The sequence below is a fragment of the Amycolatopsis sp. GA6-003 genome, from assembly GCF_046267895.1.
Lineage (GTDB): Bacteria > Actinomycetota > Actinomycetes > Mycobacteriales > Pseudonocardiaceae > Amycolatopsis.
This window is the reverse complement of sequence record NZ_CP176499.1, coordinates 6,716,498-6,731,964: the sequence shown is the minus strand read 5'-3', so window position 1 is coordinate 6,731,964 and position 15,467 is coordinate 6,716,498. Positions and strand designations below refer to the sequence as shown.

Here is a 15,467-nt window from a genome sequence, read left to right as displayed (position 1 = left end):
TGAGGAGAGAACCACCGTGCCCGCCCCGCTCCCCGGCCCTGACACCCGCATCGTCGAAATGAGGGTGTCCGGACTCGTGGGCACGAGCGGCGAGACGCTCCTCGACACGGTCCAGACCGTCGACGTCGCCGGCGACGAACTCGGCCGCGTGGTGCGCCCGGCCGACCGGCTGCGGCGTCCGGCTCCCGGTCCGGTGGTGCCCGCGCTCGGCCGGTCGATCCCGCGCACTGTCGAAGGCTACCTGTGGAGCGGCATGACGTCCGGCGGCGTCGCGAAGGCCGCCTGGGCGCTGCTGTTCCCGTTCTCGCTGGCGAACGTCGCGTTCTGGATGCTGCCGCCGGTGCACCGCGGCCGCTGGCTCGGCGGACTGTGCCGCGGCCTGCTGCGGATCGCCGCGGTGCTGCTCACCATGCTGCTGGTCAGCCAGGTCGCGGCGGCGGTGCTGGACCTCGTCGCGACGCAGTGCCTCGCTCCCGGACGCGGCTGCCTCACCTGGGTGACCCCGGAACTGCGCAAGGGACCGCTGCGGATCGGCATCGGCGTGGCGGTGCTCCTCGCGCTGGTCTACGCCCTGCACCGGATCTCGTCCACGAACTGGCGGGTGCGCCCGCCCGAACATCCGGTCCGCAAAGGCGCTCCGATGCGGTTGCGCGCGGATCCGGAAGCGCCCGGAATGTCCGCGATCCACGCGGTTGCCGCGCTCGCCTGCATTGCCTTGCTCTTGCTGGGCGGACCATTTCACGTGCCCACGAAAATCCCGCAATTGATCGGCTGGATTTGCACGCTCGCGCTGGTCCTCGCCGTTTTGGTCGCGGGCGCGATCGGCAGCGACGCGGGCGCCATCGCGCGCCGGACCTTGATCACCTTCGCGACGCTGCTGGTCGTCTACGCCACGGTGCTGGCCGTCCCGGTCGACAACCGGCTCCCCGGCGTCGACACCACCGTCGAAGGACTCGGCGGCTCCCTGCTGGTAGTCACCCTGCTGTTCGCCCTCGCGCTGATCCCGTCGGCACTGCTGGCCCGTTCCGCCTGGCGCGACCGCCCCCGCCGCCTCCGCCCGTGGCTCGGCGGCTGGGCAGCGGCTCCGGTACTCGCACTCGCCGGACTCCTCGGCGGCGGTTTCGGCGCCGGCTTGGCGATCGCCGTCCGAAAACTGCTCCGCGCCGACAAGCTTGCCCTGCCCACGACGTACGACCTGGTCACCGTGCTGTGGGGCGGCGGACTGGGCCTGATGGCCCTGCTCGCCATCGCCGGATACGCCATCGCCGTCCCGCTGCGCCGCCGCCGGCGCGGCATCCCGCCCATCGTCGAACTGATGGAACACGACGAACAACAGGAACAAGACGCTGCCCGGGCTTGGGCGCGTTCCGCGTGGGAACGCCGCCACCTGCACCACCTGGCCGTGATCGTCGCGCTCGGCCTGTGTGTCGGCGCGATCGCGCTGCTGGTCGTCCGCTTCGGGTTCAACCTGCAGCCAAGCTGGTTCACCACAGTCTCGGCGATCGGCGTATTCGCATTGGGCGCGCTGGCCGCCGGTCTGCTGCGAGTGGTCTACTCCGCGGCCCGTTCGCCGCAACGAAGCCGCCACCTGGGCGCGCTGGCGGACCTTGTGTCTTTCTGGCCCCGCGCCGCCCACCCCGGCGTACCGCCTTGCTACGCGCTCAAAGTTGTCCCCGAACTGGCCGCGCGAGTCAAGGAACACCTGGCCGAACCCGGCACGCGAGTCGTGTTGTCGGGCTTGAATTTGGGCAGCGTCCTGACCGTGCTCACCGCCGCCCAACTCTGCGCCGAACTCCCGCCGGACGAACGCGACCGAGTCGGCCTCCTCACCGCGGGGTCCCCGCTGCAGTGGGGCTACCAACGCGCCTTCCCGGCTGTGCTGCCCCAAGACTCGCTGGCAGAGCTGTTCTCCGCACTGGACGGCCGCTGGCGCGCACTGTGCCGGGGAACAGACATCTTCGGCGGCGGCGTAACCACCTGGCGCCACCAAACGAGCAACGGCCACCTGCTGGGCGAGGGCTACCTCCCGGATGGCAAATGGGGAGCCCTGGAAGCAACCCCGGACGACGCGGGAGTCCTGGTCCTCGGCGGCGACCACTGGGTCCCAGACCCCCTGCGCAACCCCGACGGCCGCCACCGCTGGGCCCCAGGAGTCCTCAAACACACCGAATATCTGGCCGACCCGGAATGGGACAACGCCGTGGCCATGGCCGCGGGCCTGGGCCGCCCGAACGGCCGAGCAAGGACACTAGGCGAACAAGGCTCCCTCTTCGGCGACCTGCCTCGCCCGCGCTAGGCCGCCAGACGCGCCCAGCGCCTCCCCCGCACTCCGATGCGAAGCCCCCGCAGTTCGGGGGTGTTTGCCAAGGCATCTCCCCCGCCTTGGCAAACACCCCCAACTGTCAGTTAGTACCCCGGCGACGCAGCTTCAGCAGCACCAACAACCCGCCACCGGCGACGATCAACACCCCGGCCACCCAGAACAACCAGGCATTGTCGAACCCAGTGTTGGCCAACCCGCCGCCAGTCCCGTTCTGATTCCCCGCCGGAACCGCGGCCGGAGCACTGGTCGTAGCAGGAGCGGAGGTCGCCCCGCTCGGAGCCGACGAGGTCGCCGGCGTCCCCGGCGTCGTGGTCGGAGCTTCCGAAGTCGGCTGCTCCGGAGTCGTGGTCGGCGTCTCCGAAACCGGCGGCTTGGTCGGCGCGGTCTTGGTGCCGCACGCGAACCAGTGGCTGATCGTCGGCAGCTGGTCGCCGCGGTTGAACGGCGAGCGCAGCTTCTCCCACGGCGGCGTGGCCGACAGGCCCTTCTTGCCCGGTACGTACACGTTGAAACCGGGGCCGCCCTTGACCACGATCGCGGTGACCGTGACGCCCTCGCGCACCGCCGTGACGTTCAGGTACTGGTCCGTCTTCGTGCCGCCGGTGACGGTGAGGTCGCCCGCGGCGAGCAGCTCGCCGGGCACTTTCGCCTCGGCGCACGTGCTCGCCTTGCCCTCGACCGGCTTCGCCCGGTCGTCGTCCGTGGTGCAGGCGAGCGCCGAGGTCGCGGTGCCGAGCAGAGCCAGTCCGGCCACCGCGGCGACCGTGAAACCAGCGCGAAGTCTGGTGCTGATGGGCATGGAGTTGCTCCTCAAGGAAAAATCCGAACGGGGGATAAGACACGCGGAGAACTGCGACCCTCCGTAGGAACCCCGACCACTGTTCGTGCGAATTACCCGAGAGTGATTAACCCGTCAGAGGGAAGACGACGCGGAGGGTATCGCACCCTCCGTCGGCCTTCCGTGGTGGGCCCGAGCAGCCGCCCGAACTGAGATTCGCGAGTTGCGCATCCGTGACCACCTGCTGGCCCAGCACGCGAAATGGCCCGCCGCCCACGACGGGCGACGGGCCGCTGAGCAGCGAAAACCGGTCAGTCGACCGGCGGCGCGGAGCCGGAGACCACTCCGCCCTGGTCCACCCCCGACTGGCGCTTGCCGAGCAGCGAGTGCCGGCGGCTGTAGGCGAAGTAGATGACCACGCCGAGCACCATCCAGGCGACGAACCGCAGCCAGGTCAGCACGGTCAGGTTCAGCATCAGCCACAGGCAGGCCAGGATCGCCAGCGGCGCGATGACCCACACGCCCGGGACGCGGAACGCCCGCGTCAGGTCCGGACGGGTCTTGCGCAGCACCAGCACGCCCGCGGACACCAGGATGAACGCGAACAGCGTGCCGACGTTGACCATTTCCTCGAGCTTGTCGGCGGGGAAGAACGTCGCGCCTGCCGCGACCAGGGCGCCGACCACGAGCGTGGCGCGCTTCGGCGTCCCGCGGTCGCTCGTCCTGGCCAGCGCGCGCGGCATGAGGCCGTCGCGGGACATCGCGAAGATGATCCGCACCTGGCCGAGCATCAGGACCATGACGACGGTGGTGAGCCCGGCCAGCGCGCCGACGGAGATGACGTTCGCGGCCCAGTCGACGCCGTTCGCGGAGAACGCGGTGGCGAGCGTCTTGTGGCTGCCGTCGCCCGCCGAGGTCGACAGGTCGGTGTAGGGCACCATGCCGACGACCACGAGCGACACCGCGACGTACAGCACGGTCACGATCGCCAGCGAACCGAAAATGCCGCGCGGCACGGCCCGCTGCGGGTTGCGGGTCTCCTCCGCGGTGGTCGCGACGATGTCGAACCCGATGAACGCGAAGAACACGATCGACGCCCCGGCCAGCAGGCCGAAGATGCCGAAGGTGCTGCTGCCGCCGCCCGCGATGAGCGAGAACAGCGACTGGTCGACGCCGCTCGACCCGGATCCGGCGGGCTTGCCCTCGGGGACGAACGGCGTGTAGTTGCTGGCCTTGATGTAGAAGAAGCCCAGGATGACCACGAACAGCACGACGGCGACCTTGATGCCGGTGATCACCATCGAGAACCGCGACGACAGCTTCGTGCCGAGCACCAGCAGCGTCACCAGCGCGGCCACGACGATGAACGCGCCCCAGTCGATGCCGAAACCGCCGCCGAGATCGATCGACGTCTTGGTTCCCTTGCCGAAGATGTACTCCAGCACCGTCTGCAGATAGGACGACCAGCCCTTGGCCACCGCGGCGGCGCCGACGGCCAGCTCCAGGATCAGGTCCCAGCCGATGATCCACGCCATGAACTCGCCGAAGGTGGCGTAGGAGAACGTGTACGCGCTGCCCGCGACCGGGACGGTGGAAGCGAATTCGGCGTAGCACAACGCGGCGAGCGCGCAGGCGATCGCCGCGATCACGAACGCGACGGACACCGACGGCCCGGCGAAGTCGCCCGCGGTGCGCGCGGTGAGCGTGAAGATGCCGGCGCCGATGACCACCGCGACGCCGAAGACCGTGAGGTCCCACGCGCTCAGGTTCCTGCGGAGTTTCGTCTCCGGTTCATCGGTGTCCGAAATGGACTGCTCGATTGATTTGGTGCGCCACAACCCAGTGCCGGGCAACGTTGACCTCCTGCGGTGACCTTCGTGGGGACCGGGCGCCACCCTAGCGTGTCAGTTGGGCGCCAGCTGTCCGGACAGTCAGCGCGCCGCGCGGTCGAGGTCGGGCTCCAGGTAAATCAACGTCGCGACGGGGACCTTCGCGCGCACGCGGGCCTCGGCGTCGTCGATCGCGGTGGCGATGGCGGCGGTGTCGAGTCCGGGCACGAGCGCGAGCTTCGCGGCGACGAGCAGTTCGTCCGGGCCGAGGTACTGGGTGCGGATGTGGATGACGCGCTCGACCTTGCCCGCGGCCAGTTCGTCCACAATGGTCGCGAGGTCGGTCTCGGTCGCGCCCTCGCCGATCAGCAGGCTCTTCATCTCGACGATCAGGATGATCGCGATGACGCCGAGCAGCACGCCGATGAAGACCGTGCCGATGCCGTCGAACACCGGGTCGCCGGTCAGCACCGAAAGCCCGACGCCGAGCAACGCGAACACGAGGCCGAGCAGCGCGCCGGAGTCCTCCAGCAGCACGACCGGCAGCTCGGGCTCCTTGGCCTGGCGGATGAACCGCCACCAGCTCGCGTTGCCCTTGATCTTGCGGGATTCCCCCATCGCGGTGAGGAAGCTGTAGCCCTCGAGACAGATCGCGACGACCAGGATGGCCACCGCGACGACCGGCGTCTCCAGCGGCTGCGGCTCGATGATCTTGTGGATGCCCTCGTAGAGGGCGAACGCCGCGCCGAGCGTGAAGAGCATCAGCGCGACGATGAAGGAGTAGAAGTACCGCTCGCGGCCGAACCCGAACGGATGCTCCCGGGTGGCGCGCCGCTTGGAGGTCTTCTGCCCGAGCAGCAGCAGCCCCTGGTTCGACGTGTCGGCCAGCGAGTGCACCGCCTCCGCCAGCATCGACGACGACCCGGTGACCAGGAAGCCGACGAACTTGGCCACCGCGATCCCGGCGTTGGCGGCGAGCGCCGCGATGATCGCCTTGGTTCCCCCGCCAGCTGACACTTCCCGCTCCCTGCTCCGCGCCCGAATTGCCCGGTGGGAGCCTAGAGGAGCCTTGGCGGCGGGGAGCGCTGGGCCTGACAATCAGCTGGTCAGCTCACAACTCGCAAGATCCGGCGGTAGCCCGGAACAGCTGCGACTTCTCCCCGCCCAGCGGACGCACTCGCACCGCCGGGTCCGCGGCGGGCAGCCAGACCGACTGGCCCCTCCGCAATTCCACCCGTTCCCCGTCCGAAGCGAGCACCAGAAGGTCCCCCTCGGTGCACAGCAGGATCTGCGGTCCGGCCGAGTCGACCTCCAGCTCGGCGTCGTCCCCGGCCGCCCATTCCATGCGCGACAGTTCGAATTCCGGGGCGTCCGTGTGGTACACCGCCATTCGCTGGCCGGCGCATTCTCCGTGCTGCACCGGCATTTCCCCGCACGCGAAGTCGACCACGCGCAGCAGCTCCGGCACGTCCACGTGCTTCGGGGTGAGGCCGCAGCGCAGGATGTTGTCCGAGTTCGCCAGGATTTCCACCGCGGTGCCGTGCAGGTACAGGTGCAGGTTCCCGGCGGGCAGGTAGATCGCCTCGCCGGCGCGCAGGGTCAGGCGGTTGAGCAGCAGCGCGGCCAGCACGCCGGCGTCGCGCGGGTGTGCCTCGCCCAGTTCCAGGATCGTGCGGCATTCCGTCGCGAACTCGCCGTGGTCCTGGACGTGCCGGACGCACGCGTCGAGCACCTCCGGCAGCAGTTCGTCCAGCGCGGACTGCGGCAGCGTGATCCAGGTGGTGAACAACGCACGCAGGCCGGCCGGGTCCGGTTGGGCTTCCAGCAGGCCGGTGTACTTGCCCAGCCCGGGCGTCTCGATCGCCTTCAGCAGCTTGACCGTGCGGTTCGGGTCGCGGAACCCGGCCAGCGCGTGGAACTCCGTCAGCGCGCAGACCAGCTCCGGCTTCGCCGTCGGGTCCGGGTAGTTGCGGTTCGCGGCGTCGCGCGGGATGCCCAGCTTCTCTTCGCGGGCATGGCCTTCCGCGGCCTGCGCCGCCGACGGGTGCGCCTGCATCGACAGCGGTTCTTCCGCAGCGAGGATCTTCAGCAGGAACGGCAGCCGGTTGCCCCAGCGCCGCGCGCAGTCCTCGCCGAGCTGGCCGACCGGATCGGCGTCGACGAGTTCGAGCAGGCTCAGTTCGGTGCCGTCCGGGCCGAGCACGTGCGACGGGTCCCCTGGGTGCGCTCCCATCCACAGCTCTGCCTCGGGGTGCGGCGCCGGCACCGGACGTCCCTGCAGCTGCGGGATGGCCGTTCGCGATCCCCAGGCGTAGGGCCGTACGGCGTTGCGCAACAGCTCCACTGTCAACTCCCAATCCTTCCCGTCGGCACTGAGCCGACGCACGCGGCGGCGGAACCGCCTGCCCGCGTTCCCCCCTGCTCCCTCAGGCGGAGGCCGGTTCGTATCTCCCGGCCCCGCCGATGCTGCCCGCCGCCAGCCCCAGGTACACCGCGGCCAGCTCGAACCGCAGCGCCAGCACCGCGGCGCGGACGATCTCGTCGGCCTCGATCTCCTCGGCGGGCGCGATCAGGTCCGCACCGGGCAGGAACTCCTCGGCCTGGTACCGGGCCGCCTCGGTGGCCGGACCGGTCCGCACCGACAGCAGCAGCACCCGCGTCGCGACTCCACCAGGAGAGTCGTCTGGATCAGCGAAAATGTCTCGCTCCGCACCGCCGGACTGGGCGGCCCGGCGCAGGGCCGGGCGGGCCAGCGCCTGCCGGAAGTCCTCCACGTCGCACACCAGCGCGGCGTGCGCGGCGAACGCGTGCGCCGCGTGCTCGCCGACCGCCACCGCGACCGGGTCGAGCCCCCACAGCAGCGGCACCCGGTCCGCGACCCGCAGCGCGAGCGCCTTCGCCGGATTGGCGAACGACTCGCGTGCCAGGTAGTCCTTCTCCGCCTCGAGGTCGAGCTGGTCGGCGAGCGCCTGCACGTCCGCGACCAGCAGGCCGAGCGCGTTCGCGGTGAGCAGGCCGGCGGCCAGCCCGCGCGGGAACGCCAGCTCCGGCGGCACCGGAACGCGCGGCGCGAGCAGCACGCCCTTGCCCGCCACCGCCGCCGCGACGGGCCCGTCCGCCGGCGCGGACAGCACCACCGACGCGCCGAACCGGGCGGCGCGCTCGAGCGAGGCGGCCAGCTCGCGGTCGCCCGCGTCGTCGGTGTGCGCGAACACCACGTCCAGCGCGCCGATCCAGGCCGGTACCGATTCGGCCACCACGACCGGCACCGGGCACGACGGCGTGAGCAGCGCGGCCAGCAGGCGGGTGAGCGTGCGGCTCACCCCTGGCCGGTCGATGAGCACCAGCGAACGCGGACGCCCGACGTCCAGCCGCTCGCTCAGCTCCAGTTCTGCCGCCGCCTCGGCGGTGGCCCGCACCTGCGCGCCTGCCATCGCGGCGGCGCGCAGCAACCCCGCGCGGTCGGCGTCGGCCAGCCGCGCGGAGTCGTCGAGCAGGGAATCGTCAAGCATGGTCAAGCACTGTCGCCGTGATCAGCGTCGGGCCCGGACGGACCGGGCAGCGTCGCCTCGTCGAGCAGCAGCACCGGGATCCCGTCGCGCACCGGGTACACCCGGCCGCATTCGGTGCAGGTCAGCGCGTCGGCCTCGGCGTCGTCCGGCGTGCCGGGACGCAGCGGCGCGTGATCCGGCGACGGGCACGCGAGGATCTCCAGCAGCTGTGCGTCAAGCGTGATGGCCATAGTTCCTCCATACCACGCGTCGTTGGGGTGTTGAGGGCGCCTTCCGGACACAATCCGGCGCCAGCCGGTCAGGCCCGGACAATGGCCAGCACCTCGGCGGTGAGCGCCTCGACCGCGGCCCGGTCGGCGGCCTCCACGTTGAGCCGCAGCAGCGGTTCGGTGTTGGAGGGGCGCAGGTTGAACCACGCGCCGCCGGGCAGCTGCACGGTGAGGCCGTCCAGCTCGTCGATCTCGACGCCGGACTTGCCGGCGTACGCGTCCTTCACCGCGATCATCCGCGCGACCTGGTCGCTGACCGTCGAGTTGATCTCGCCGGACGCCGCGTAGCGCGAGAAGTCCTGGGTGAGCGCGGACAGCGGACCGTTCTGCTCGCCGAGCGCGGCGAGCACGTGCAGCGCGGCCAGCATGCCGGTGTCGGCGCGCCAGAAGTCGCGGAAGTAGTAGTGCGCGGAGTGCTCGCCGCCGAAAATCGCGCCGGTGCGGGCCATCTCGGCCTTGATGAAGGAGTGCCCGACCCGGGTGCGCACCGGCTTGCCGCCGTGCTCGGCGACGATCTCCGGCACGCCCTTCGACGTGATCAGGTTGTGGATGACCGTTCCGCCCGGCTCCTTGGCCAGCTCGCGCACCGCGACCAGCGCGGTGATCGCGCTCGGCGACACCGGCTCGCCGCGCTCGTCCACGACGAAGCAGCGGTCCGCGTCGCCGTCGAACGCCAGCCCGGCGTCCGCGCCGACCTCGCGCACCTTGGCCTGCAGGTCGACGATGTTGGCCGGGTCGAGCGGGTTGGCCTCGTGGTTCGGGAAGGTGCCGTCGAGCTCGAAGTACATCGGCACGATCTCGATCGGCAGGCCCTCGAAGACGGTCGGGACGGTGTGCCCGCCCATGCCGTTGCCCGCGTCGACCACGATCTTGAGCGGCCGCGAACCGGACAGGTCGACGAGATTGCGCAGGTAGGCGGCGTAGTCGCCGAGGACGTCGCGCTCGGAGACGGTGCCGCGCTGCCCTTCGAAGGCGGGAACGCCCTGCTCGACGGTGTCGCGGATCTCCGCGAGGCCGGTGTCCTGCCCGACCGGCGAGGCCCCGGCGCGGCACATCTTGATGCCGTTGTACTTCGCGGGGTTGTGGCTCGCGGTGAACATCGCGCCCGGCAGGTTGAGCGAGCCGGAGGCGAAGTAGAGCTGGTCGGTGCTGGCCAGGCCGATCGACACCACGTCAAGGCCCTGCGAGGTCACCCCGTCGGCGAACGCCGCGGCCAGCTCCGGCGACGAATCGCGCATGTCGTGGCCGATCACCACGGCCGGCGCCTCGGGTTTGATGAGCAGCGCGAACGCGGCCCCGAAGTCCCGGACGAGGGCGGCGTCGAGCTGTTCGCCGACCACGCCGCGAATGTCGTAGGCCTTCACGATGCCCGAAAGGTCTGGCACGCCTTCTCCCCGCCGCTAGTTCCGTGGCGACGCCACTCGCGCCGCGGGCGAAAGCCTACCGGTCGGGAGGACGGCTCAGGCGCGCCCCGGGAGGACGCGCAGATGGCCGCGCCTGCCGGAGGGTCCTTCGGGCTCGGGCTGCGCGGGCGGGACGTCGGAGCGACCGGCCTCGCGCACCGCCTCGGCCAGCGCGGTCAGCTCGTCGGCGGACTGCTCCGGAGCGGCGAAGGCCCCCTCGTGCCGGACGACTTCCCAGCCCTTCGGGACGGTCAGCCGCAGCGCGTGGGCCTCGCAGAGGTCGTAGGAGTGCGGTTCGGAAGCGGTGGCCAGCGGCCCGACGACCGCGGTCGAGTCCTGGTAGGCATACGTGAGCGTGGCGACAGCGGGTTCGAGGCAACCCGTTCGCGAACATTTCCGTACGCTCCGCACGATCCGAAACGATAGCGTGTCGCCGCAAGCGAGTACCGGCGACACGCGCGTTGCCCTGGCGACCGCATAGACTTGGCCGGTGGCGACGGCTCGTGACTACCGACAACGGCAGCGGCTGCGACGGGACCGGCACGGCCGGGGCCTGCGCGGAACGCTCTATCCGGCGTCCCTGCCCGCGGCGGCGAGCCGCGCGGAACGCTTCGACGCGCTGGTTCTGGACGCTCTGGAGCCCATCGAAGCACGCTGGCGGCACGAGCTGACGAAACTGGACGTAGCGGTAGACGACGTCCCCGAAGTCCGCATGGACGGCCGCGCCCCAGCAGACGGCGTACTGCACGACGGCACCGTCCCCCTGTCCCGGCTGGTACCCGCCGGCGTCGACCGGACCGGCCTGCCCACCCGCGCCCGGATCGTCCTGTACCGCCGCCCGCTGGAAGCACGCGCGAAAGACCCGTCAGAACTAGCGGACCTGGTCCACGACGTCCTGGTAGAGCAGGTCGCGGGCTACTTAGGCGTAGAACCAGACGTAATCGAAGGCGACTGACCCGCCCCGCGATCGAAGCACCCACACCGCCCCCAACCCCGATCCGAAGCCGCTCTGCGGTTCGGGGGTGCTTGTCAAGGCATCTTTCCCGCCTTGACAAGCACCCCCGAACCGTCAGCACAATTGGCGTTCGGGGTGGGGGGCGCGCACCCGAGCGCAATGTCGCCGCCAGGCGACGAGCCGCCCCTACCGCCTCCGAGACGGAATCGCCGTCAACGCGGTAAACAACACCGCCGCCAACTGCACCAGCAGCAGCAACCCTCGCTCAGTCCCAGGAAAAACCACCGACACCTCCGAAGGCTGCGCAGGCACCGACACCGCCACCTGATGCCCCCAAGCAGGCACGATCGGCACCGCCTTCCCCCCGACACTGGCCTGCCACCCGGCCTCCTGCTCGGCCGCCAGCACCAGCAACCGCCCGGTCGGCCCCTCCGAAGCCCGGACCCGGACCTCCGGCAACCGCGCGGCCACCGGCGAAACCCCCGGATTGGTCCCCGGCGCTCCCCCGCCGGTCACCGCCTGCTTGGCCAGTTCCGGCGAAATCAACGCCACCTCCCCGGATTTGGGCAGCAACCGCAACACCGGCCGCCCGTCCGACATCGGCGCGGCCACCGCAGCAAGATCACTGGCCGCCGCGGCAAAAGCCCGCGCGTCCGTCCCCAAAGGCAACACCACGTACTGCACCCCGGCAGCCGCAGCCGCCGCGAACACCCGCTTCAGCGCCGCGACATCCCCTTGCCCGAGCCCGCGCCGCCAGTCAGCCAACCGCTCCGGCGTTCCCTTGACCGGCGCGAGCTCGTCATCCCCGAAGAGCGCCAGCCGCCCTCCGGTCTGCCGCACCTGCCCAGCGCTGACGTCCAGCACAGACCGTCCCGTAGCAGCGACATCCGCCGCCACCTCAGGCGCGAGCTGCGGCCGTGCCGCCGCCGTCAACGGCCCCTCGGACCCGGTCGCGACCGCCCCCGCGGCCAGCGCGGCCACCACCACGACCCCAGCCACCGCCAACACCTTCGGCAGCCAAGCGACCGGCACCGCCGAACCACCCTGCTGCCAAGTAGCCAGCACCGCCCACAACAGCCCAGCCCCGACGACCAGCAACGGCACCCCGGCATACCCCGACGCAGGGGCCCCGCCCTGCATCGGCGTCAACTGCACCTGCCGGACCATCACCACGCCGACCAGTCCCAGCACCGCCAACGACAGCCCGCCGACGACCTGCTTCCGCGGCCGGACCACGAGCGCCACGAGTGTCGCTGCGAGCACCACCACCCCGGTCGGCCACGCCCCCGGCCCGCCCGGCGTCAGCCCGGCGAGATCGGTAGCCGACGCCGGCGCGGCCGGACCGCCGAGACCCTGCAGCAGCAGTTCCGGATGCCGCAGCAGCACAGTCGGCCACGGCAGCAACAGCACCAGCGGCAACAGCACCACGATCCCGACCGACGCCACCCGCCGAGCCAGGCCGGACGGCGCGGGCAGCACCACGAACCCGACCAGCAGACCCACCAGCGCGAGCCCGTGCGCGAGCGGCGAAAACGCCCCCAGCAACGCGACCCCGAACGCGGACAACGCCGAGACGTGCAGCCACCGCGTCCCCGGCCGGGTCAGCAACCGGACGATGCCCGCGACCACAAGCGGCAGCACGAGATGCACCACAACCACGTCCAGCCGCCCTTGCGCGACCGACGCCGTCGCGGCAGGCAGCAACGCGTACGTCGCGGCCACCGCAGCGCGCACCCAGCGGCGCACGGCGAGCTTGCGAGTGGCCACGTACGCGCTCAGCGCGGCGAGCGGGATGTCGCCGATGAGCAGGATCGCCACGAGCGCGGCCGGGCCGCCGATCGGAGCGAAGAGCGCGCCGAGCGTCCCGAGCACCGGGAGCGTCGCGGGAGCGGGCGCACCGGTGCCTCCGGCGACCGAATGCCACGGCGACAGGTACGTCGACCAGATCTCGCCCAGCCCGCCGACCGGCAGCAGCTGGCCGCCCCACAGGTCGAGACCGAGCCGCCCGCGGTTGAGCACCAACGCCAGCGCGGTGAGCAGAACGACCAGCACCACCGGCGGCGCGAAGACGGTCGCGGCGAGCACGCGGCGCCGGTTGACCTCCACGAACACCAGATCCGGTTCCGGCGGGGCCGGTTGCGGACGGGGCGACGGCGACGGATAGGAGGCGGTCTCCTCGACCGGTTCAGTGTCCTCTTCGGACACTGGCGCTTCCGGAAGCGTGACCGCGACAACCGTGCCCGGCCGGCGCAGCCCCCGGCCGCGAGTGCTCAACCCGCGCAGCGCACCGGCGGGCAGGGCGTCCGGCCCAACCGGCCGTGCCCCGGACGCGGCGAGCGCCTCGGGCGGAATCCACGCCGACTCCTGCTCGACGCTTTCCGGCACCGTCCCGAGTGCTACCTCGCTCTGTACCCCGCGCCGGACCAGGCCAACCACCCCGGCGCTGATCGCGTTGCGCAGCCGCATGATCCGGCTCGTGAAGAGCCCGCGGACAGTGCCCGGCCGCGGCTGGCCGCGGCGCCACGCCCGGGCCGCGCGGAGATTTCCCTTGCCCCCGCACAGGTATCCGAGCGCGGCCAGTTCCGCGCCGGCCTCGGTGGTGCGCCGCAGCACGAAGAACACGATCGCGCGCAACAGCAGCAGGATCGGCAGCCGGACGAGCCCGAACCAGAACGACGGGGTCGAGCAGTTGACGAGAAAGACGCGTACGCCGTGCGAACGGTTGAGCGCGGCGAGCGGACGCCCGGCCGCGTCCGGGGTGCGCTGCCCGGTGGACAGGGCGCGAGCGTGCCGGACGCGCGCCGCGGGCACCGACAGCACGAGCGAGCCGGCCGCGTTGGCGCGCCAGCCGAAGTCGAGATCCTCGCGCAGCAACGGGAAGTCCTCGTCGTAGCCGCCGAGGGCGTCCCAGAGTTCCCGCCGCACCAACGATCCGGCGCTCGGCACGGCGAGCACCTCGCTGGGTTCGCCGTCCGGCGCGGCCATCTGCTGGCGGTGCCCGGAGGCGTCGGTGGACAGCCCCGCTTCGACGATCAGCCGCGGATCGGTCCAGTCCGTGCCGAGCGGACCGAGCACCTTCGCCGAAGGGTTTTCCTCCGCCGCGCGGAGGAGCTGGCCGAGACAGCCGGGTTCGGGGGCGCAGTCGTCGTGCAGGATCCACAGCCACGTTCCCGGGTCGCCCCACCGCTCCACCGCGTGCGCGACGGCCGCGGCGACCGCCTCCGCGAACCCGGTTTCACTCGGCAGAGTGACAACTGAAGACAGCACGGGCTCCTCGGCGGCCGCGCCCGGCTGCGCTGCGTCGGCGAGCAGTTTCGGGGTACGGTCTGTCGATCCGGTGTCCACGGCGAGCACGTGCCGCGGGCGGACTGTGCTGCGCCGCAACGCGGAAAGCGCCAGCGGCAGCCATTCTTCGCCGTCGTGACAGACCACAATGGCCAGAACGGGCAACGTCCGCACAGCGGGCGGAACGACGGTGCGAGACAAGAACGGCTCCTGCTCGGACGGGACGACGGGTGCGGTCACCCTACGGCGTGCGCCGACGCGCGGACACCGGCCCACGCCGTGCGTCCGGCGGATCCCACCGCGTGGACCAACCGAGCACAAGAGAAATCCCGCGCGGGCGCGAACCGGCGCGCTCACGCGGGAACGGCACCCCGAGCGAGAGATCCGCGGCACACCGGGGATCTCGTGAGCGGAAGACGAAGATCACAAAGAGAACCGCGGCACAGCAGCGGTTTTTCCGGCCGCCGCGACGGCAGTTTTACCCTCCCGGCTCCGCCGGATCAGACCGCGCGGATCCGGCGAACGTGCCCGGCGCCACCTCGGCGAGGACTCCCATCCCGCCGCGGCGCACCGGCCGCACCGCTCGCGTCGCCGCCGGACCGGCGGCGAGGCTCGCCCCCGGCCCGCGTGGACCGGGGGAACCGAAACCCGTTCAGACAGCCCGTTTCTTCAGCTTGCGACGTTCCCGTTCGGACAGTCCGCCCCAGATGCCGAAGCGCTCGTCGTGCGCCAGCGCATACTCGAGACAGTCGTCCTTGACCTCGCAGCCAAGGCAAATCCGCTTGGCCTCGCGGGTCGAGCCGCCCTTCTCGGGGAAGAACGCCTCCGGGTCGGTCTGCGCGCACAGGGCGCGCTCCTGCCAGTCCTGCTCCTCGGGGACGTCGAAAAGGTCGGTCAGATCCCCGAGCTGCTGCTCCGGGTTCTCTCCCCAACCCACGACGTGCCCCCATTCCCTGTTGTCCGCTTCCAACCGCACGTCCGCCTCCTCGCTCCTACGCACTCCCCAGGCTGGCGGTGGTGAAACGACACCCGCTGCCCCCTCCGACAGCGAATGACATCACTGTGATTACACCTGTGTAGTGCGGCCAGGTCAAGCCGAGTAGCGAGTTCGGG

General features: G+C 71.3%; 12 protein-coding genes. 2 read left to right on the top strand and 10 right to left on the bottom strand.

Annotation, left to right across the window (positions count from 1 at the left end; genetic code table 11):
• Positions 1 to 58 precede the first annotated feature (58 nt).
• Positions 59 to 2,296: a hypothetical protein gene (locus tag F9C12_RS30535; protein WP_409467103.1), complete on the top strand. Its 2,238-nt coding sequence runs from the start codon at positions 59 to 61 to the stop codon at positions 2,294 to 2,296.
• Positions 2,297 to 2,402: 106 nt separating this feature from the next.
• Here the strand turns inward: F9C12_RS30535 and F9C12_RS30530 are convergent, their stop codons facing one another.
• The 8 genes from F9C12_RS30530 to F9C12_RS30495 form a co-directional block, all read right to left on the bottom strand.
• Positions 2,403 to 3,122: an LPXTG cell wall anchor domain-containing protein gene (locus tag F9C12_RS30530; protein WP_409185207.1), complete on the bottom strand. Its 720-nt coding sequence runs from the start codon at positions 3,120 to 3,122 to the stop codon at positions 2,403 to 2,405.
• Between the two features lie 290 nt (positions 3,123 to 3,412).
• On the bottom strand, positions 3,413 to 4,954 hold the full coding sequence (locus F9C12_RS30525) for an amino acid permease (protein ID WP_409462655.1): 1,542 nt from the start codon (positions 4,952 to 4,954) through the stop codon (positions 3,413 to 3,415).
• 78 nt (positions 4,955 to 5,032) lie between these two features.
• Positions 5,033 to 5,947: a cation diffusion facilitator family transporter gene (locus F9C12_RS30520; RefSeq protein ID WP_409185205.1), complete on the bottom strand. Its 915-nt coding sequence runs from the start codon at positions 5,945 to 5,947 to the stop codon at positions 5,033 to 5,035.
• Positions 5,948 to 6,041: 94 nt separating this feature from the next.
• Positions 6,042 to 7,274, bottom strand: a complete 1,233-nt coding sequence (manA, locus tag F9C12_RS30515) for a mannose-6-phosphate isomerase, class I (protein WP_409186898.1) — start codon at positions 7,272 to 7,274, stop codon at positions 6,042 to 6,044.
• 82 nt (positions 7,275 to 7,356) lie between these two features.
• Positions 7,357 to 8,442, bottom strand: coding sequence for a hypothetical protein (locus F9C12_RS30510; RefSeq protein ID WP_409185204.1), 1,086 nt, complete (start codon positions 8,440 to 8,442; stop codon positions 7,357 to 7,359).
• 2 nt (positions 8,443 to 8,444) lie between these two features.
• Positions 8,445 to 8,672 carry a Trm112 family protein gene (locus F9C12_RS30505; RefSeq protein ID WP_409185203.1) on the bottom strand — a complete coding sequence of 76 codons (228 nt, stop codon included), beginning with the start codon at positions 8,670 to 8,672 and terminating at the stop codon, positions 8,445 to 8,447.
• 68 nt (positions 8,673 to 8,740) lie between these two features.
• The gene (locus F9C12_RS30500) at positions 8,741 to 10,096 is read right to left on the bottom strand and encodes a phosphomannomutase/phosphoglucomutase (protein WP_409462654.1); all 1,356 of its coding nucleotides are present in this window, start codon (positions 10,094 to 10,096) and stop codon (positions 8,741 to 8,743) included.
• 75 nt (positions 10,097 to 10,171) lie between these two features.
• Positions 10,172 to 10,525: a DUF3499 domain-containing protein gene (locus F9C12_RS30495; RefSeq protein WP_037718335.1), complete on the bottom strand. Its 354-nt coding sequence runs from the start codon at positions 10,523 to 10,525 to the stop codon at positions 10,172 to 10,174.
• A gap of 79 nt (positions 10,526 to 10,604) precedes the next feature.
• On the opposite strand from F9C12_RS30495, the gene F9C12_RS30490 reads away from it, so the two are divergent.
• Positions 10,605 to 11,069 carry a metallopeptidase family protein gene (locus F9C12_RS30490; protein ID WP_409185201.1) on the top strand — a complete coding sequence of 155 codons (465 nt, stop codon included), beginning with the start codon at positions 10,605 to 10,607 and terminating at the stop codon, positions 11,067 to 11,069.
• Positions 11,070 to 11,255: 186 nt separating this feature from the next.
• Here the strand turns inward: F9C12_RS30490 and F9C12_RS30485 are convergent, their stop codons facing one another.
• Both F9C12_RS30485 and F9C12_RS30480 read right to left on the bottom strand, forming a co-directional pair.
• A complete protein-coding gene (locus tag F9C12_RS30485) occupies positions 11,256 to 14,555 on the bottom strand; it encodes a glycosyltransferase (RefSeq protein WP_409462653.1) in 3,300 nt (1,099 codons plus the stop codon).
• Positions 14,556 to 15,006: 451 nt separating this feature from the next.
• Positions 15,007 to 15,330 carry a WhiB family transcriptional regulator gene (locus tag F9C12_RS30480; protein ID WP_037355639.1) on the bottom strand — a complete coding sequence of 108 codons (324 nt, stop codon included), beginning with the start codon at positions 15,328 to 15,330 and terminating at the stop codon, positions 15,007 to 15,009.
• Positions 15,331 to 15,467: the final 137 nt, after the last annotated feature.